Source organism: Halorubrum yunnanense, assembly GCF_026586675.1.
Lineage (GTDB): Archaea > Halobacteriota > Halobacteria > Halobacteriales > Haloferacaceae > Halorubrum > Halorubrum yunnanense.
The window spans coordinates 1-17,862 of record NZ_JAODIX010000090.1 but is presented as its reverse complement, the minus strand read 5'-3'; the positions used below and the strand labels follow the sequence as shown (position 1 = coordinate 17,862).

The 17,862-nt window shown below is 70.1% G+C and carries 16 protein-coding genes; 10 read left to right on the top strand and 6 right to left on the bottom strand.

What is annotated here, in order from left to right:
• Positions 1 to 296 precede the first annotated feature (296 nt).
• Together N5096_RS15975 and N5096_RS15970 are read left to right on the top strand one after the other, a co-directional pair.
• Complete coding sequence (locus N5096_RS15975) at positions 297 to 1,208, top strand: 1,4-dihydroxy-2-naphthoyl-CoA synthase (protein ID WP_267665781.1); 912 nt, start codon at positions 297 to 299, stop codon at positions 1,206 to 1,208.
• A 74-nt stretch (positions 1,209 to 1,282) separates the two neighbouring features.
• Positions 1,283 to 1,651, top strand: a complete 369-nt coding sequence (locus N5096_RS15970) for a cupin domain-containing protein (RefSeq protein WP_267665780.1) — start codon at positions 1,283 to 1,285, stop codon at positions 1,649 to 1,651.
• 406 nt (positions 1,652 to 2,057) lie between these two features.
• Here the strand turns inward: N5096_RS15970 and N5096_RS15965 are convergent, their stop codons facing one another.
• Positions 2,058 to 2,609, bottom strand: a complete 552-nt coding sequence (locus tag N5096_RS15965) for a hypothetical protein (RefSeq protein WP_267665779.1) — start codon at positions 2,607 to 2,609, stop codon at positions 2,058 to 2,060.
• A 61-nt stretch (positions 2,610 to 2,670) separates the two neighbouring features.
• Positions 2,671 to 3,015: a hypothetical protein gene (locus N5096_RS15960; RefSeq protein ID WP_267665778.1), complete on the bottom strand. Its 345-nt coding sequence runs from the start codon at positions 3,013 to 3,015 to the stop codon at positions 2,671 to 2,673.
• Positions 3,016 to 3,109: 94 nt separating this feature from the next.
• Here N5096_RS15960 and N5096_RS15955 point away from each other — a divergent pair, with 94 nt between their 5' ends.
• Positions 3,110 to 5,824 (top strand): AAA domain-containing protein, encoded by a 2,715-nt coding sequence (locus N5096_RS15955; protein ID WP_267665777.1) that lies wholly within the window; start codon positions 3,110 to 3,112, stop codon positions 5,822 to 5,824.
• 623 nt (positions 5,825 to 6,447) lie between these two features.
• On the opposite strand, the gene N5096_RS15950 is transcribed toward N5096_RS15955, so the two are convergent.
• Both N5096_RS15950 and N5096_RS15945 read right to left on the bottom strand, forming a co-directional pair.
• Positions 6,448 to 7,164: a DUF47 domain-containing protein gene (locus N5096_RS15950; protein ID WP_267665776.1), complete on the bottom strand. Its 717-nt coding sequence runs from the start codon at positions 7,162 to 7,164 to the stop codon at positions 6,448 to 6,450.
• Positions 7,165 to 7,289: 125 nt separating this feature from the next.
• The gene (locus tag N5096_RS15945) at positions 7,290 to 8,366 is read right to left on the bottom strand and encodes a phosphoribosylaminoimidazolesuccinocarboxamide synthase (protein ID WP_267665775.1); all 1,077 of its coding nucleotides are present in this window, start codon (positions 8,364 to 8,366) and stop codon (positions 7,290 to 7,292) included.
• 159 nt (positions 8,367 to 8,525) lie between these two features.
• Here N5096_RS15945 and N5096_RS15940 point away from each other — a divergent pair, with 159 nt between their 5' ends.
• Positions 8,526 to 9,086, top strand: coding sequence for a tRNA (cytidine(56)-2'-O)-methyltransferase (locus N5096_RS15940; RefSeq protein WP_267665774.1), 561 nt, complete (start codon positions 8,526 to 8,528; stop codon positions 9,084 to 9,086).
• Here N5096_RS15940 and N5096_RS15935 read toward each other — a convergent pair.
• Positions 9,083 to 10,576 carry an ATPase domain-containing protein gene (locus N5096_RS15935; protein WP_267665773.1) on the bottom strand — a complete coding sequence of 498 codons (1,494 nt, stop codon included), beginning with the start codon at positions 10,574 to 10,576 and terminating at the stop codon, positions 9,083 to 9,085. The two genes, N5096_RS15940 and N5096_RS15935, sit on opposite strands and share 4 nt — an antisense overlap.
• A gap of 74 nt (positions 10,577 to 10,650) precedes the next feature.
• On the opposite strand from N5096_RS15935, the gene N5096_RS15930 reads away from it, so the two are divergent.
• Positions 10,651 to 12,240 carry a PAS domain-containing protein gene (locus N5096_RS15930; protein WP_379790603.1) on the top strand — a complete coding sequence of 530 codons (1,590 nt, stop codon included), beginning with the start codon at positions 10,651 to 10,653 and terminating at the stop codon, positions 12,238 to 12,240.
• A gap of 68 nt (positions 12,241 to 12,308) precedes the next feature.
• On the opposite strand, the gene N5096_RS15925 is transcribed toward N5096_RS15930, so the two are convergent.
• Complete coding sequence (locus N5096_RS15925) at positions 12,309 to 13,325, bottom strand: hypothetical protein (protein WP_267665772.1); 1,017 nt, start codon at positions 13,323 to 13,325, stop codon at positions 12,309 to 12,311.
• A gap of 153 nt (positions 13,326 to 13,478) precedes the next feature.
• On the opposite strand from N5096_RS15925, the gene N5096_RS15920 reads away from it, so the two are divergent.
• The 5 genes from N5096_RS15920 to N5096_RS15900 all read left to right on the top strand — a co-directional run bounded on the left by N5096_RS15920 (position 13,479) and on the right by N5096_RS15900 (position 17,720).
• Entirely contained in the window at positions 13,479 to 14,003 is a 525-nt protein-coding gene (locus tag N5096_RS15920; protein ID WP_267665771.1) for a transcription factor, read from the top strand.
• Positions 14,003 to 14,698 (top strand): DUF2110 family protein, encoded by a 696-nt coding sequence (locus N5096_RS15915; RefSeq protein ID WP_267665770.1) that lies wholly within the window; start codon positions 14,003 to 14,005, stop codon positions 14,696 to 14,698. Before N5096_RS15920 ends, N5096_RS15915 begins: the two co-directional genes overlap by 1 nt.
• Before the next feature lie 4 nt (positions 14,699 to 14,702).
• On the top strand, positions 14,703 to 15,467 hold the full coding sequence (locus tag N5096_RS15910) for a DUF5803 family protein (RefSeq protein ID WP_267665769.1): 765 nt from the start codon (positions 14,703 to 14,705) through the stop codon (positions 15,465 to 15,467).
• A 93-nt stretch (positions 15,468 to 15,560) separates the two neighbouring features.
• Positions 15,561 to 16,253 carry a competence/damage-inducible protein A gene (locus N5096_RS15905; protein ID WP_267665768.1) on the top strand — a complete coding sequence of 231 codons (693 nt, stop codon included), beginning with the start codon at positions 15,561 to 15,563 and terminating at the stop codon, positions 16,251 to 16,253.
• A gap of 315 nt (positions 16,254 to 16,568) precedes the next feature.
• Positions 16,569 to 17,720 carry an ATP-NAD kinase family protein gene (locus tag N5096_RS15900; protein WP_267665767.1) on the top strand — a complete coding sequence of 384 codons (1,152 nt, stop codon included), beginning with the start codon at positions 16,569 to 16,571 and terminating at the stop codon, positions 17,718 to 17,720.
• Positions 17,721 to 17,862 lie beyond the last annotated feature (142 nt).

The window sequence follows — 17,862 nt, the reverse complement described above, 5'->3', positions numbered from 1 at the left end:
GGTGCCCTTGTCCTCTTCGACTCCACAGCGACAGCTCAACAGTATCAACAATCTCCTACAGAAGAGCGTAGTTTATAAACTGGCCCCGCGGTCAACACCCCCGCGTCACCAGCAACGGTATCCAGTTCCGGTGACGGCCAAATTCCCATGGAAACCGTGTGAATTGTATTGTAGACAGTTCTGGACGGACTTCTCGGCAAAAAGTGAGTCACCGATCACAGCAATATTTGCTGTCACCGCGCAGATCCCGTCGACGACCCGCCGTCGTTTATGAGGTCGCCCGCCAACGGAGACGCATGGTCTCGGAGATCTTCGACCCCGACGCGTGGGAGCGTGTGACCGACGAGTTCGACGACATCACTTATCACCGCGGCGTCGACGTGCCCGCCGTCCGGATCGCGTTCGACCGCCCCGAGGTCCGAAACGCCTTCCGGCCCGGCACCGTCGACGAGCTGTACGCCGCGCTCGACCACGCGCGCAAGCAGGCGGACGTCGGCTGCGTGCTCCTCACCGGCAACGGCCCCGCGGAGGAAGACGGGGGGTGGGCGTTCTGCTCCGGTGGCGACCAGTCGGTGCGCGGCGGCTCCGGCTACGAGTACCGCGACGACGACGAGGCGGGCGACGAGGACGACCCGCTGGTCAGGGAGGCCCGGGCCGGTCGGCTGCACATCCTGGAGGTCCAGCGGCTGATCCGGTTCATGCCCAAGCCCGTCGTCGCGGTCGTCCCCGGCTGGGCGGTCGGGGGGGGCCACTCGCTGCACGTTATCTGCGACCTGACGCTCGCCAGCGACGACCACGCGAAGTTCCTCCAGACCGACCCGGACGTCGCCTCCTTCGACGGCGGGTTCGGCTCCGCGTACCTCGCGAAGCAGATCGGCCAAAAGAAGGCCCGCGAGGTGTTCTTCCGCGGGAAGACCTACTCCGCCGAAGAGGCCGCGGAGATGGGGATGGTCAACGAGGCGATCCCGCACGAGGAGCTGGAGGACGTGGCCTTAGAGTGGGCCGACGAGATGACGAAGAAGTCGCCGACCGCGATGCGCATGTTGAAGTACGCGTTCAACATGACCGACGACGGGATGGTCGGCCAGCAGGTGTTCGCGGGCGAGGCGACCCGCCTGGCGTACATGACCGACGAGGCCCAGGAGGGCCGAGACGCCTTCTTGGAGAAGCGCGACCCCGAGTTCCGCGACTACCCCTGGCACTACTGAGGAGAGCCGGGACACCGCGCTGTCGCCTCCCTTCGCCGCGGCCGTTTATAAGTCTGAAACGCTCACGGAGGCGTATGGAGAAAGTCAACCTCGCGAGCGCGTTCGCGTCGGTCGACGAGCGGTGGGACCCGCACCTCGCCGGCGAGCTGAACGGGCAGGCCGTGAAGCTCGCGAAGGCCGAAGGCGACTTCGTCTGGCACAGCCACGAAGACGCCGACGAGCTGTTCCTCGTCACCGACGGGCGGCTTCGGATCGAGTTCCGCAACCGGGACGACGCGATTCTCGAAGAAGGCGAACTCCTCGTCGTCCCCCGCGGGACCGAACACCGACCGGTCGCCGAGCCGGAGGCGAACGTCCTGCTGTTCGAGCCGGCGGGCACGCGGAACACGGGCGACGTCGAGAACGAACTGACCAGAGAGGAGTTGGAGCGCGTCGACGACTGAGATGGCGCTGTCGGCCGCCTTGTAGCCTTCAACAGCCGAGATTCACAGACTGGACCAATACCCATGAGCGGTCGGACGATCTCCTGATGCGGTGGCGCGTGCCTCCGAGCGCCCTGCGGGCGCGAGGAGCACGCGCGAGGGAGTCGCGAGCGAAGCGAGCGACGAGGCTGGGGAGGCGTGAGGCTGTGGTGCGGTTGCGGGTGGGTGGGACTCAAAGGGGCAGCCACTTATAAGCGAGCGGCTGGGGCTTTGGCAGCCTTCGTCGTGGAGTCACCGGCAGCCAGTTATAAGCGAGCGGCTGGGGCTTTGGAGATCTTCACCGCGAACGCGACGAGTGCGGTCCGACCGACGCGAATGCGGCTGGATCACGCTCGGTCCACGGGATCCGAGTCAGCGAGCCCGCTTATTAATGGAACCCGCGGTCCACGTCGTCCTCGTCGATCAGGTCCTCGAGCTCCGACGAGAGCAGTTCCTCGGCCTCGTCGAAGGTGTCGGAGAGCTCGTCGAGCTCGTCCGGTCGCCCGTCGAACTCGTAGTCCATCGGGCCGAACGTGGGGGAGTCGATCGCCTCCATCACGTCCTCGAACAGGTGGTCGGGGTCCGTCGGCGCCTCGGCGTGGACCTTCAGCGTCTCGCGCAGCCGCGTCGCGACGTCTTCCGCCTCGTCCTCGTCTTCCGGCGGCGACCGGACCGCGAACCGGCCCCCCGACTCCTCGTTCGGGAGGAGCGGGTCGAGTTCGTCGTCGACTTTCCGGGCCACCTGCGCGCCGACGCCGCGGAGGTCGCGGGGGTTCCTCGCGTACGTCTTGAGGTGGTAGACGCCGACGCTCGGGTGCCCGAAGTAGAGGTCCTCGCCGAGCCCCTCGCGCCGGGAGCCGGCGACGGCCCGCCAGCCGTCCGGGTCGGTCGAGTCGTTGGCGACGTCCGCGAGGACGTCGTCCCAGTCTCGCACGCGCATGTCGGCGTACCGTAGCGGGGAGAGGCGCATGAGCGTGTCGGTCGCGGCGGGCCGGACGCCCTCACTCCCGAACTCGCCGGTACCCCATCCGCGCGAGCAGCGCCGTCCCGCCGACGAGGAAGACGACCGAGACGGGCGTGGCGACCCCGACCGCGACGTCGACGAGTCCCCAGGAGACGAGCCCGACGTACAGCCCGGTCCGGAACCGGTCCGTGTCGAACCCCTCGACCGCGGCGCCCCAGACGACGAGTAGCGCGATGTAGCCGTTCACGACGACGTCCCCGAGGGCGGCAGGTCCCTGCGTCTCCAGCCGGGCGAGACCGCTCACCGCGGACAGCACCGCCAGCGAGACGACGAGGGCGACGACCGCCGCGCGCCCGTACCTGTAGGGGGCCGAGCCGGGCATACCGGACCGTTGGAGCGTGCGCGGATAAATGGCTCCGGACGCCGCCGACCCCCCTCACCGACAGCGTTTTTCGACGCCGCCGCCGATGACGGCCGTGAACGTTCGGGGGCCGATCCTCTCCGTCGGAGAGGCGCGGACGGTGTCGACGTCGTACGGCGACCGGGAGCTCCGCGAGCTCCGGGTCCGGCCCGACCGCGGCGCGAGCGACCCGGTCGACGTGACGCTGTGGGGGAAGTGGACGGAGACGGCCGAACACGCCGATCCGGGCATGGAGCTGCTGGTGACCGACGCCGAGGAGGACGAGTTCGGCGGCGAGGTCGGGTACGCGACCACCGGCGACTCGTGGGTCGTGCTCGAGCCGGAGTTCCTCGTCGACGTGACCGGGATCCGCTCGTGGGTGCAGTGCCCGCGGATGTACTATTTGAATAAGCTGTCGGGGATCCCGCTCAACTACCCGGTCGTCAAGGGGACCGTCGTCCACGAGGTGTTCGGCGACCTGCTCCGCGGGATGGAGTTAGAGGAGTCCGTCGTCGACCGCGTCGAAGAGGCCGGGCTCGAACTCGGCCTGCTGGGCTACGAGCCCGAGGAGGTCGCCGACGAGGTGCGCCGCAACGCGGCCGCGATCGAGGGCTGGCTCTCGCAGGGGACCCTGACCGACGAGGACACGTGGCGGTCGGAGTTCACTCTCATCTCGCCGACGTTCGGTTTAAAAGGGCGCGCCGACGCGCTCCGCCGCGGGACCCCCGTCGAGCTGAAGACCGGGAAAAACACCAAGCGGGAGCCGCGCTTCCACGACAAGATCCAGGCGGCCTGCTACGCGCTCATGCTCGACGAGCGCGGCGTCGACCCCGACATCGGCACCCTCCTCTACACGAAGAACACCGCCTTGGACCGCAACGAGGAGTCGGGCGACCTGGCGCCCGCCAAGGAGTTTTCCGTGGGGCGGGGGCTCTTGGAGTTCGTCGTCCGCGAGCGCAACGCCCTCGCGGCGATGGAGTGGCGCGCGCTCGACAACCCCGACGAGCGCCCGACCGTCCCGACGGGGTACGAGGCCGACGCGAAGTGCGAGTACTGCTTCGAGCAGGACACCTGCATGGTCGTCTCCGGCCGCCTCGACCAGGAGTCGAAGGCGGGGTCGGTCGGGACGCCCGTTCCGGACGAGGAGCGCGACTACTTCGACCGCTTCTACGTCGCCCTCGAGGAGGAGCGCCGCGAGACTCACGCCGAGTACCGCAAGCTGTGGGAGCAGACGCCCGAGGAGCGCGCCGCGGACGACCGCGCGCTCATCGACTTGGAGCCGGTCTCGCGGACGGAGATCGACGACGCTCGGTGGCGGCTCCGCGCCCGCAAGCCCGATGACGCCGTCTCCAAGCTCCGCGAGGGCGACGTGGCGCTCGCGAGCGACGGCGACCCCGTGACGGGCCACGGCGAGCTCGGCCGGATCACCGCGCTCGACGGGGACGAGGTTGTCGTCGAGACCGACGAGCCGGTCGAGCTCCGCCGGCTCGACGTCTACCCCTCGGAGATCTCCGTCGACCGCTCGCTCACCGCGCTCCACGACGCGATCTTAAAGGGGAGCGACGCGCGCAAGGACGTGCTGTTCGGGCGGCGCGAGCCCGAGTTCCGGGGAGAAAGCGAGCGACCCGCAGATGCCCCCGGATCCGGCGACGGCCCCGACGCCTACATCGACAACAACGCGTCCCAGAACGAGGCGGTCGGACTCGCCGTCGACGCCGAGGACTGCGCGCTGATCCACGGCCCGCCGGGCACCGGGAAGACGTACACCATCGCGCGGACGATCCGGGCGCTCGTCGCCGAGGGGAACCGGGTGTTGCTCTCGGCGTTCACCAACCGCGCGGTCGACAACGCGCTCGAGGCGCTACGCGACCAGGGGTGTAACGACGTGCTTCGGGTCGGGTCCGAGACCGGCGTCCGCAGCGACATGCAGGACGTGCGGCTCGTCCAGCGCGGCGACCCCAACGCGAAGGCCGCCGAACTGCGGGACGCCACCGTGGTCGCGGCCACCACCGCGGCCTGCGGCTCCCGCGTCCTCCGCGAGTGCGAGTTCGACGTCGCCTTGGTCGACGAGGCCTCCCAGCTCACGGAGCCGGGCACCCACGCCGCGATCAACCGCGCGGACCGGTTCGTCCTCGTCGGCGACCACGAGCAGCTCCCGCCGGTCGTGCGCGCCGAGAACGACCTGCAGACCTCCCTCTTCCAGCGTCTCATCGAGGAGTACCCCGACGCGAGCGTCATGCTCGACCGCCAGTACCGGATGAGCCAGCGGATCCAGGCGTTCGCCTCCGCGGAGTTCTACGACGGCGCGCTGCGCCCGGCGACCCCCGAAGTCGCGGGCCAGACCCTCCGCGACCTCGGCGTCGACCCGGCCGACCTGCCCGACGGGCTCGCGGGCGGCGTCGACTTCGTCGATCCGGACGGGACCCGCGACGGCAACCGGAACGTCCGGGAGGCCGAGCGCGTCGCGGCGGTCGTCGACGCCTACCTCGCGGCCGGCGTCGACCCCGACGACGTCGGCGTCATCGCCCCGTTCCGCGCGCAGGTCGCGGAGATCGGCCGGCGCACCGCGGTCACGGTCGACACCGTCGACCGGTTCCAGGGCTCCTCGAAGGCGGTGATCGTCGTCTCGCTGGTCGCGGCCGGCGACCTCGACGGCCCGATCTTCGAGGACCACCGGCGGATGAACGTCGCGCTCACGCGGGCGAAAAAGCAGCTGACGCTCGTCGGGGACGCCGAGGCGCTCGCGTCCGAGCCGTTCTACGAGCGCATGCTCGACTGGGCGCGGCGGTAGGCGGTCCGCCGGCGCGATCCGCTCACAGCGGCGAGCGATAGCGGGAGCGGGTGTTGCAGGTCGGCGGTAGTGAGGAAATATTTAAAAGATGTAAGCGACAGCAACGATCTCTTATAAAGAACGGTGCGGTGGCGCGTGCCGGTGAGCGGCCGGAAGGCCGCGAACCGCACGCGCGAGGGAGTCGGTCGCCCGGAGCGACACGAAGGGCGGCCGACGAGGCTGGGGAGGCATGAGGCGCGGGGCTGTGCGGTGCGGGGTGGGAGTTAAAGGGGCAGTCGCGAGGAGCCTGGAGGCGACGTAAGCACTGCAGGGAGCGAGTACTGCGAGCGACCGAAGCGCGCAGGGAGCGTGCGGGCTCCTCGCGGCTGGGGCTTTGGGGGTGTTCGTTGCCGATCCGTTGTCAACCATTTCTAAGCGAGCGGCTGGGGATTTGAAGTTGTTCACCGCGAAGTCGTCGATAGTTTATAAAAACCGCCAGCAACACTACTTATTGACTTATAAACAACAACTCAGCCAACCCGATTCACCCAGACCCGCTATCGATCAAGAAGCGGTCTTCAGCGACCGGCCGCATGGTGCTATGTTGTATCTAGCGAGGAGGAGTGCGACGGAGCCGTCCGTCCTTACTCGCCGTCCGCGTCGGGGTCGGCCTCGGTGACGATCCCCGGCTCCTTGCTGGCGATGACGACGATCCGGTCGGTGAGGTCCTCGATCGTGTTCGCGAGCTCGTCCAAGAGGATCGCGAGCTCCCGGTAGACGAGCGGCTGGTCGATGGCGTCGGCGGCGAACGCGGTCGCGACGGCGTCGTTGCGGAGCTCGTCGCACTCGCTTTCGAGCTCGCGGATCGCCTCGATGCCGTCCGTGAGCGTCTCGGCCGCGTCGCTGCGCGCGAGCCCGCGGACGAACCGCTCGACCACGTCGCCGAGGACCGCGACCATCTCGACGATGCGGGTGGCCGTCTCGCGCATGTCGCGGAACGGGTCGACGTCCGCCTCCGGCTGCATCATGACGACTTCCTGGACGATCCGCTCGGTGTGGTTCGCCACCACGTCGAGCTCCGTGTAGAAGTCGAGCAGCGCGGACTCGTTGAAGTTGATCCGCGTGTTCAGGAGGCCGATGTCGTCCGGGCCGGCGTTGGTGATGATCCCTCGGATCTCCCGGACCAGCCCGTCGCACTCGCTCTCGACCGCGGCGATCTCGTCGACCGTCTCGCGGTAGGGGCCGCCCTCGGCGTACTCGTCGAGCATCCGCGGGAGGAGCGCGACGCAGTCGTCGATCCGGTCGAGGTACGTCTCGGTGCGTGACTCCAACCGCGCTCCGAAGCCGGCGTCGGTAGCCATATCTCGGTCCACGAGCGTCGAGAGTAAAGAGGTTCCCTCGCGTTTCGTCGATCGTGAGGGTTCTGCCGGACATTTTCCGCGGTGTCAGCGGCCGCGTTCGTTCCGGCGTCGACGGTCGCGTTCACTTATAAGTCGGCGGCGGCGTCGAGCGCCGCCTCGATGTCGGGAACGTCGAACCACTCGCGGCCCGTGTAGGCGTTCGTCCCGGCCGCGTACAGCTCGGAGACCGCGTCGACGACCGCCGGCGGGAGCGGCTCGGGGTCGCGCTCGCAGAGCTCCCGCCAGTCGTCGATCTCGCGCTCCGCGACCGCCGCCTTCGCCTCCGTGACGGCCTCGACCCACGCCGGGTCGTTCGCCCTGTACCACTGCCGGACGACCTCCTTCGAGATCCCGCGCCCGCCGTAGGAGAACCGGTTCTCGTCGAACGTGCCGACCACGTCGGCGACGCGGAGCTCGCCGTCGGCGTACAGGCACTCGATCTTCCCGTCCTCGTGGGCGAAGCCGGCGGCCTCGGCGCGCTCAGTGACGACCCGGTTCACGTCTCGCGCGAGCGATTCGAGGGCGTCGACGTCGGCGGCGCCGGCGATCCGATCGGCCTCGTCGCGGGGGAGGTACCGGTCCTGCTCCTCGTACTTCGTGGAGAACTCCACCACCGGCTCCGGGAGGTCCACGGGCTCGTCCGGCCACTCGTCGGCGGCGACGTCGGCGTCCGCGTCGAGGCCGAAGTCGGCGGGGTCGGCGCGCCGCCGCAGGCTGGACCCGACCGGGACGCGGTTGCGGAAGACGACCTCGAGCGGGACGAGGTAGTTCTCCCCGCCCGCGGCGTGGAACGCGTCGTAGTCGTAGCCGGCGTCGGGCCCCTCGTACGGGAGGTCGGGGACCTGCGTCAGGTCGATCGCCATCTCCGTCGGCGGGGCGGTCGCGTCGCCGAGGGGGACGGCTTCGGGGTCGCCCTCTCCGCCCGCGTCGTCGTCTCGATCGGGGTCAGCGACGCCTCGGTAGTGGGTCGCGATCCCCTCGTCTTCCAGCAGCTCGAAGTTGAACGCGCCCATCGCGCAGAGGCTCGCGCCCTTCCGCGGGACCGCGTCGGGCATCTGCCCCCAGTCGAACACCGAGTACGCGTCCGTGAAGACGAACCGACCGCGGCCGAGCGAGTCGGGGGTGGCGGGCTCGTCGACGCGGAACTCCTTGACGCTCGTCATACGTCATCCGGTGACCGCCTCCCCCATGAATCTTTCACTTACGTGGTCACCTCTCGGCTTCGACCTGACTCGTGATCCATGAACGTGGCATAACCGGAGACGCACCGGCCGCGCGCTCGCATCGAAAGGACCACACCCGTCGCGGGCGCATCGCCGCCCATGCACGAGGCGCGCGAGGTCGTCGTCCTCCGGTACGGCCACCGGCCCGGACGCGACGACCGCATGACGACGCACGTCGGGCTGACGGCCCGGGCGCTCGGGGCGGACCGCGTGATCTTCCCCGACAACGCCGGCCAGTCCGCGGAGACGGTGCGGGACATCACCGACCGGTTCGGCGGCCCCTTCGCGGTCGAGCTGCGCGAGGACCAGAAGGCGATCGTCAGGGGGTTCGAGGGCGTCGTGGTCCACCTCACGATGTACGGCGAGCGCGTGCAGGACGTCGAGGGGGAAGCCCGGGAGGCGGTGCGGGGGGGCGACGACCTCCTCGTCGTGGTCGGGGGCGAGAAGGTGCCGTGGGCGCTGTACGAGCGCGCCGACTTCAACGTGGGCGTGACGAACCAGCCGCACTCCGAGGTCGCCGGCCTCGCAGTGTTCTTGGACCGGCTGTTCGAGGGCGAGGAGCTGGATCGGGAGTGGGCCGACGCCGACCGCGAGGTGGTCCCGGAGCCGACCGGCAAGACGGTCGTTGACGTCGATGGGGCGAGCGAGGAGTCGGACTAGCGCGCCTCGCTCTCCCCGTCACGCTCTCCCCACTCGGTCGCGCCGTCGACGACCTCCGGCGTCCCGCTCAGGATGCCGCGCAGGCCGGTCATCGGCTCGCCGACCCGGACGCCGTCCTCCGTGATGCGGAACTCCCGGATCGTCCGCTCGAAGTCGCTCGTCCGCTTTTTCAGGACGCCGATCGCCTTCCGCATCTCGCCTTGCACCTCCAGGTGCCGGAGGAACAGGATGTTGTCGGCGAGGTAGCTGATGTTCTCGACGGTGGCCTCGAAGTCGCCGGTGATGTTCCGCGTCTCGTCGATGAACACCCCCGTCGCGCCGGCGTTCTTGAGGTAGCGGCCGAGCGCGTGCATCTGATGGATCAACATTCCCCCCTCGCCGCGGAGCGTGAGTCTGTACCCCGCGATCCCGTCGATCATCACGAGCTCCGCGTCGCGCTCCTCGACCTCCTCGCGGACCATCCGGGCGAACTCCTGCGGCGAGCGCTCCAGCGCCTCCACCTCGACCACCTGCAGCGTCCCCCGCTTTAACATCTCGTCGACCGGGATGCCGACGGCGCGGGAGCGCGTGAGGAACGTCCCCCGGTTCTCCTCGAACAGGTAGATAACGGATCGCTCGCCCCGCTCGGCGGCCTGTTTCATGAACTGCGTGCTCAGCGTTGTCTTGCCGACCCCGGTAGGCCCGCTGACGATGGTGACCGTGCCTCGCTCGATCCCGCCGTGGAGGAGGTCGTCCACCTCGTCGATCCCCGAAGATATCTGTCCGAAGTCGAACTCCCCGTTTCGCGTTCCGGGCTGGAGCGCCGGGTACACCTCCATACCGTCGTCGGTCACCCGGTAGGCGTGGTCGCCGCTCAGCGTCGACGACCCCCGGAACTTCGGCACGTCGATCCTCTTCCCGTACTCCTCCGTGCCGAGCCGGATCGTCCCGTCCGTGATGAACTCCAGGTCGTCGGTCGGCAGCGAGTCCGTGTCCTGCACGGTGAACACCACGGTCGTGTCCTGGTCTTTCAGGAACCGCATGAAGCCGACGACTTGCTTGCGGAACTGGTAGTCGTCGGACAGCAGGAACCGGAGCTGCGTCAGCGGGTCGACGACGACGCGGTCGGGGTCGACCTCGGTGACGCCCTCCACGATCCGGTCGGTGAGCGGCTCGCTCTCGACCTCCTCGGGCGCAAACACCTCGTACGACTGGTCTTCGGTGAACACGTCGGCGCTGGGGCTCAAGTCGAGGAAGTCGATCGCGTCGGTGTCGAACCCGAGCGCGGCCGCGTTCGCCTTGAGGTCGCGGGCGTCCTCCTCCAGGTTAATGAACAGCGACGTCTCCCCCTCGTGGACGCCCTGCTGCAGGAAGTGGAGGCTCAGGATCGTCTTCCCGCTGCCCGCCTGGCCGCGGACCATGTAGCTCCGCTCCGGGACGAGCCCCCCGGACAGTATCTCGTCGAGGCCCGCGATCCCGGTCGACATTCGCTCGGGCAGTGACTCGGACATGATCCACTCTGCGTGCGCTGGGTAGTTAATAAATGGGTAACTCTTAGTGGGAGTGCGTACACCGTTTATGTGAGATGGACACGGGCCCCAAGGGGCCCGCCGACGGTGTGTCCTCCGGAGGCGACGAGGCCGATCAGTCCTCTGCGGAGGCCGTGGACGCCGGCGACCCCGACTGGACCGGCGAGGACGTCTCGGCGGGAGGTGCACCTGAGTCGAACGAGGACCCGAAGATCCTGCTTTTCATGCGCCCGGGACGCGACCGAGAGCTGATGGCGGAGGCGCTGGGAGAGCGGTTCCGGGTCGACGAGACGACGGACGTCGAGACGCTCGACTCGACGTTCGACTGCTGCGTCTTCGACGCCGACGAGTTCGGCCGGGTCGCCGGATCGATCCAGCGGCGGCGCGACCTGGCCGCGCCCGTCTTCCTCCCGTTCGTCCTGCTCGTGGGCGACGAGGCGGCCGGACCGACGACGGGAAACACGTGGGACTACGTCGACGACGTCATCGACCTGCCGGTGCGAAAGGAGGCCCTCCGGACCCGGATCGGGAACCTCGTCGAGCGCCGCCGCACCTCGCTCCGGCTCGCTGCGCGCGAGCGGAAGCTGGAGGAGACCGTCGAAGACCTCCGGCTGAAGGAGCGCGCGATGGACGAGTCGCCGGTCGGGATCACCATCGCGGAGGCGAACGGGTCGGGAGCCGGAGCCGAGAGCGGCCGGGAGGACAACCCGATCGTGTACGCGAACGACGAGTTCGAGGCCCTCACCGGCTACGGCTCCGAGATGTTCGGCACGGACTGCCGGTTCCTGCAGGGCGAGGACACCGACCCGGAGACGACGGCGACGCTCCGGGCGGCGATCGACGAAGAACGGCCGGTCGGCGTCGACATCCTGAACTACCGCCGCAACGGCCAGAAGTTCTGGAACCGGCTCACGGTCGCCCCGATCCGCGACGAGGCGGGGACGGTCACCCACTTCGTGGGGTTCCAGACGGAGATCACGGAACGGAAGATCCGGGAGCGCCGCCTGGAGGTGATGAACCGCGTGCTCAGCCACAACCTCCGGAACAAGATGAACCTCATCTCGGGGTACACGGAGCTGCTTCGGAAAGAGGTCGACGACGACGGGACGCTCGACTCGCTGGACGTGATCGGGGACACGACGGACGACCTGATGGGGATCGCTACCGCGGTCCAGAAGCTCGACCGGACCCTGTCCGTCCCGTCGCCGGCGGAGACTCCGATCGCCCTCGACGACCGCCTGATCGAGCTGCGGTCGCGGGTGGGGGACCGGTATCCCGAGGCGATGATCTCGCTGTCCCTACCCTCCGACGACCCGATCGAAACGACGGCCGTCGGGCTGATGACCGCGATAGAGGAGGCCGTGGACAACGCCGCCAAGCACAACGACGACCCGGAGCCGCGGGTCGAGATTCGCGTCGAGCGGGAGTCGGCGGAGTGGCTCGCGGTCGAGGTCACGGACGACGGTCCGGGGATCCCGGACCACGAGACGCGCGTGCTCGATCACGGCGAAACGTCGGTGAAGCACGCGGACCGGTTGGGCATCTGGCTGATCTACTGGGTCGTGGCCAAGGCCGGCGGGGAGCTGTCCATCGACACGTCCAGCGAGGGGACCACGGTCCGACTGGCCGTGCCCGCGCACCCGTAGCGGGACTCGACGCCGAGAGGGGGGCTCGACGCCGAGCGAGAGAGCGACGGCGTCCACGGTGGGCGGACTCAGAGCGAGCGCTTCGACCGCAGCAGCGCGAGCCGGAGGCGCGCCTCCTGCCGGCTCGTCCCCCGCACGCGACCCGTCTCGGCGTCCGCCATCGAGGCGAGCGACAGCCGGTCGAGGAGGGGTGGCCAGTCGGCGGCGCCCGCGGCCTCGCCCGCGAACTCGACCGCGTTCCCGAGCCCGGCGCGCTCGTCGCTCCCGAGCCGCGCCACTGCGGCGTCCGCGTCTCGGCGCCCCCCGCCGACGTAGAGCCGGTCGCCGACGGCCGCGGGGGCCCACGCCGGCAGCAGGAGCAGCCAGAGCAGGAGCCCGGCGACCGTGTACGCCCACGGCGGGACCCGGTCCTCCTCGGGCTCGTACCCGTGGATCCGGTTGACGCGTCGGTCGGCAGCCGTCCGGTCGCCGCGGCGGCCGACGAGCAGCGTCGCCAGCAGCGCGACCGTCTCGACGAGCGCCAGCGCCGGCAGCAGGGCCGCGGTGACCGCCGCCTCTCGGGTCCGGAGCCGGACGAGCGCGTGCCGGAGCGCGGCGTCGCGGTCGGCCGCCGGGAGGGCGAGGAGCCGCGTCGAGACGACGAGCCGCGCGCCCCGGTAGCCGTCTGCGACGGCGACGTTGGCGGCGTCGGCCCGGACGACCGTCACCGCGGGGGCGTCGACGCCGACCGCCTCGGAGAGGGTCGCGACGCGGTGGGCGACGAAATCGGTGTGGCGATCGTCGAGGTCGGCCTCCGGGAGCCGCGCGATCCGCCGGTCGACGATGGTCGGCCCGACGAGCGCCGACCCCCCGAGACCGAGGGCGACCGCGCCGAGCGCGGCGGCGGCGACCGGGGGGATCCCGCCGAGCGCGGCGGGACCGAGCGCTCCGAGGCCGGCGGGGCCGAGGAGGGCGGCGACGGGGACGAGCGGCGCCGCGACGAGCAGCACCGGGACCGCCGCGAGCGCGAGGGCGCCGACCGCCCGCCTGAGACGTCCCCGTCGGCCGGCACGGGCTCGTTCGCGCCGGCCGTCGGAGTTGCTCATCACGCACGAGTGGTGCGAGGGGGCGCGTAAAGCTCTGCCGGAGGCGCCGGCCGCCGACCGCGACAGACCCCGGCCGCGACGGGCCCTCGTCAGGGGGGGTCGCCGGTGGCCCTTTCGGAGCTTTTAACCCGATTCCACCACCAATTTCGCGTAATGGCTTTTGAGGATCTACTGAACGACCCCGTCATCCAGAAGTACCTCCACGAGCTGGTGGGGCCGACGGGGATGCCGGTCGCGGCCGCGCCGCCCGACGGCGAGGTCACCGACGAGGAGCTGGCGGAGGAGCTCGGCTTGGAGCTCAACGACGTCCGCCGCGCGCTGTTCATCCTGTACGAGAACGACCTCGCGACGTACCGCCGGGTGCGGGACGAGGACTCGGGGTGGCTCACGTACCTCTGGACGTTCCACTACGACAACATCCCGGAGAACCTCGAGGAGGAGATGTACCGCCTGCTCGACGCCTTGGAGGACCGCGAGGAGTACGAGCGCACCCACGAGTTCTACCTCTGTGAGGTGTGTTCGATCCGCTTCGAGTTCGGCGAGGCGATGGACTTCGGCTTCGAGTGCCCCGAGTGCGGCTCCCCGGTCGAGGCGATGGAGAACGACCGGCTCCGCGAGGCGATGAGCCAGCGCGTCGAGAAGCTCCGCGACGAGCTCAACGTGGACGTGACGGGCTGATGGTCGTCCTCGCAACCAAGTGCTACGTCGAGGGGGACGCCCGCGACCGCGCGCTGGACGGCATGGGCTCGCTCGTCGCCAACGACGTCGGCGAGCTGAGCGTGGACTGGAACGTCGGCGTCCGCGACGACGACTTCGTGCAGGTGGACGTGAACGGCGAAGACGCCGAGGTCGCCCGGAACGTCCTCGCGGAGACGTGGGGCGAGGTCGTCGCCCACGACGGCGGCCTGGAGGCCGGCGAGGAGTACGTCGGCACCCTCGAGTCGTGGGACGACGACGGGTTCGTCCTCGACGCCGGCGTCGACGTGCGGGTTCCGGCCGCCGAGATCGGCCTCGGCAGGGGCTCCCCGGAGCAGGTCGTCGAGCGCTTCGGGCTGGTCCAGCACCTCCCCGTCGCCTTCGTCTACGGCGGCGACGTCGGCGACCCGGACGCGGAGCCGAGCCGACTCGCCGACGCCGAGCGCGACCGCCTCTACGACTGGCAGCGCGGGAACGGCCGAGTCGACGTCAACTCGGCGACCCGCGGCGAGGTGCGCGCGACGGTGAACCGCGCGGGCCACGCGCAGGACATCGTCACCGTCGAGCGGCTCGGACTCTTAGAACAGAGCATCGTCTGCACTGAGAACACCGACCCACCGGGGTTACTCGCCGCGATCGGCTCGTACCTCCCGGCGGAGATGCGCTGCGTCGTCTGAACCCGTGAACCGACGCTTCGCCCTCGCGGTCGCCGTCGTCGCGCTGCTGGCCGTCAGCGCCGGCTGTCTCACTTACGTCAACGACGGCGGCGAGGTCGCGAACGAGACCCTCGACGCGGAGCCGCCGAGCGGGTACGAGTTCGACACGGACCGCGACGCCGCGTTCAACCTCTCGACAGGGAGCCAGTACACGGCGGTGTACAACGTCTCGGAGACCGAAGAGCTCCGGCTGTACAGGCAGACGCCGTACGCCGGCGATCAGCCGCTCGAGTTCGAGGCGTTCCGGTACCGGACGGTCGACGGCGAGGTGCTCAACGGCAGCGAGTTCCGCGCCGCCGGCGGCGAGGTCGACCGGACACCCGACGAGACGTGGGTCCGCTTCCCCGAGGGGATGAGCGAGGGCCAGGTCGCCTTCGCCGCCGCCGGGTCGCCCCGGCGGTTCACCACGCTGGCGTACGTCGACGGGTCGTACGCGGTGACGCTCCCGCCCGAGTTCAGCACCGACTTCCCGGTGGTGGGCCACGTCGCCCCGCGCGACCACGAGATCGAGACGGTCGACGGGCGCGACCGGATCACCTGGGAGTCGGTCGAGGGCGGGTCGGTCGTGGTCCAGTCGTACCGCGAGACCGACCTGCTCGTCTTCGGCGTGATCCTCGTCGTCGCGCTCGTCGCGGCGGTGATCGGGACGGCCTACTTCCGGCGGCAGCTGGCGGAGCTGCGGGAGAAGCGCCGGGACCTCGGGCTCGGCGTGTACGACGACGAGGAGTAGCCGGACGCCGGTATCGGTCCGATCCCGGTCGGCCGGCCCGGGGCCGCGGTCCGAACGCGGGTGCTTTTGAGTGCGCGCCGCCTTATCATCGGTATGAACGCCGCCGTCGTTACCGTCGGGGACGAACTCCTCGTCGGTGACACCGAGAACACGAACGCGACGTGGCTCTGCGACCGGCTCGACGAACGGGGCGTCGTCGTCCGCCGGGTGACCGTCCTCCCGGACGAGATCGGCGAGATCGCGCGCGTCGTGAACGAGTACCATGCCGAGTACGATGCGGTGGTCGTCACCGGCGGGCTCGGTCCGACCCACGACGACGTGACGATGGACGGAGTCGCGGCCGCCTTTGGGCGGGAGATCGAGAGGAACGAGGAGGCGGCCGAGTGGCTCGCCGAGCGGGGGTACAGCGCCGGCGACCTCGCCGCGGAGACGACGCACCTACCCGCCGACTGCCGGCCGCTCGCCAACGAGGTCGGCGTCGCGCCGGGCGCCGTCGTCGAGTCGGTCTACGTCCTGCCTGGGGTCCCGAAAGAGATGAGGGCGATGTTCGAGTCGGTCGCCGACGAGTTCACGGGGACGCCGACCCACACCGTCGCCGTCGACGTCGACGAGCCGGAGAGTGCCCTGTTGGAGCGGTTCACGGAGCTGCAAGAGGAGTTCGACGTCAGCGTCGGCTCCTACCCCGGCGAGAGCGTCCGCGTGAAGATCACGGCGACGAGCGCGGCGGAGGCCGAGCGCGCCGCCGAGTGGGTTCGGGAGCGGTCGACGCTGGTCGGCTCCCGGTGAGCGGACCGAGCGGGTCGGCTCCCGGTGAGCGGACCGGGCGGGTCGGCGGCTCGGCGGCTCGAATCGGAGAGACGAGAGACCCGAGCGACTACCGGTAGAGGTAGGCAAGCCACACGGCGGTGACGGCGAGGCTCGCGAGGAGCACGGCGATCGCGGTGGCGTCGATCGGGAGCGGCTCGGTCACGGCGGCTTCGAGGAGCATAGGCGACGATTGCTCCGGGGGCGTCTTAAGTATTGAACTTCGGGACCGGCGCGGCGGTCAGGAGTCGCCGTCGAGACGCGCCCGCTTAAGTTTCCGCCGCCGTAGGTCGGGATATGCACGTCGGCTTCGTGATGAACCCGGTTGCCGGGATGGGCGGCCGCGTCGGCCTCAAGGGCACCGACGGGAAGGTCGCGGAGGCGATCGACCGCGGCGCGGAGCCGCGAGCGCCCGACCGCGCGACGCGGGCGCTGGACCGGCTCGCGACGGCCGCGTCGGAGACGTCGGTCTCGGTCGCCGCCGACCCGATGGGCGAGCGGCTGGTCAGGGGCGCCGGCTTCGACCCGGTCCGCGTCGTCGACCCGTTCGGCGACGACGACCGAGGCAGGGGCGGCGACCCGCCCGGTCCCGCGGAGACGACCGCAGAACACACCGCGCGCGTCGTCCGGGCGTTCGTCGAGGAGGGCGAGGAGGCCGAAGGCGACGACGGAGAGACCGGTCCGGTCGACCTCGTGCTGTTCGTCGGCGGCGACGGCACCGCGACGGACGTGGCGGCGGCGCTGGAGGCGGCGGGCAGCGAGGGCCCGATGCTCGGCGTCCCCGCCGGGGTGAAGGTCTACTCCTCGGTGTTCGCCGTCTCGCCGGAGGACGCGGCCGAGGTCGCGGCGACGTTCTCCCGCACCGAGCGCCGCGAGGTGATGGACATCGACGAGGACGCCTACCGCGAGGGCGAGGTCCACCCGGAGCTCCGAGCGGTCGCGCACGTCCCCGTCGCCGATGACCTCCAGTCGTCGAAACAGACCGCGAGCGGGACCGTCGAGTCGCTCGCGGAGGGGGTCGCGGACGACATCCGAGAGCGCGACGGCGAGGGCGTCACGTTCGTGCTCGGCCCGGGGTCGACCGTCGGGGCGATCAAGGCCGAGCTGGGGTTCGAGCCCTCCCCGATCGGCGTCGACGTGTGGCGCGACGGCGCTGTGGTCCTGCGGGACGGGACCGAGCAGGAGATCCTCGACGCGCTCGGGGAGGCGAACGTGATCGTCGTCTCGCCGATCGGGGGGCAGGGGTTCGTCTTCGGCCGCGGGAACCCGCAGCTGTCGCCGGCGGTCGTCCGGCGCTGCGACCTGCGCATCGTCGCCTCGCGGGCGAAGCTCGACGACGTGCGCGCGCTTCGGGTCGACACCGACGACCCCGAACTCGACGCCGAGCTCGCGGGGTGGGTCCGGGTCCGCGTGGGGAAGTTCGAGACCCGGATGATGAAGATCGCGTAAAGAGGGGCAGACAAAGGGAGTCGAGCGCGACCGCAGACCGGGATTCAGACGATACATTGGATACAACAGAACTGCGGTGGCGCGTGCCTCCGAGCGCCCTTCGGGCGCGAGGAGCACGCGCGAGGGAGTCGGTGGTCCGGAG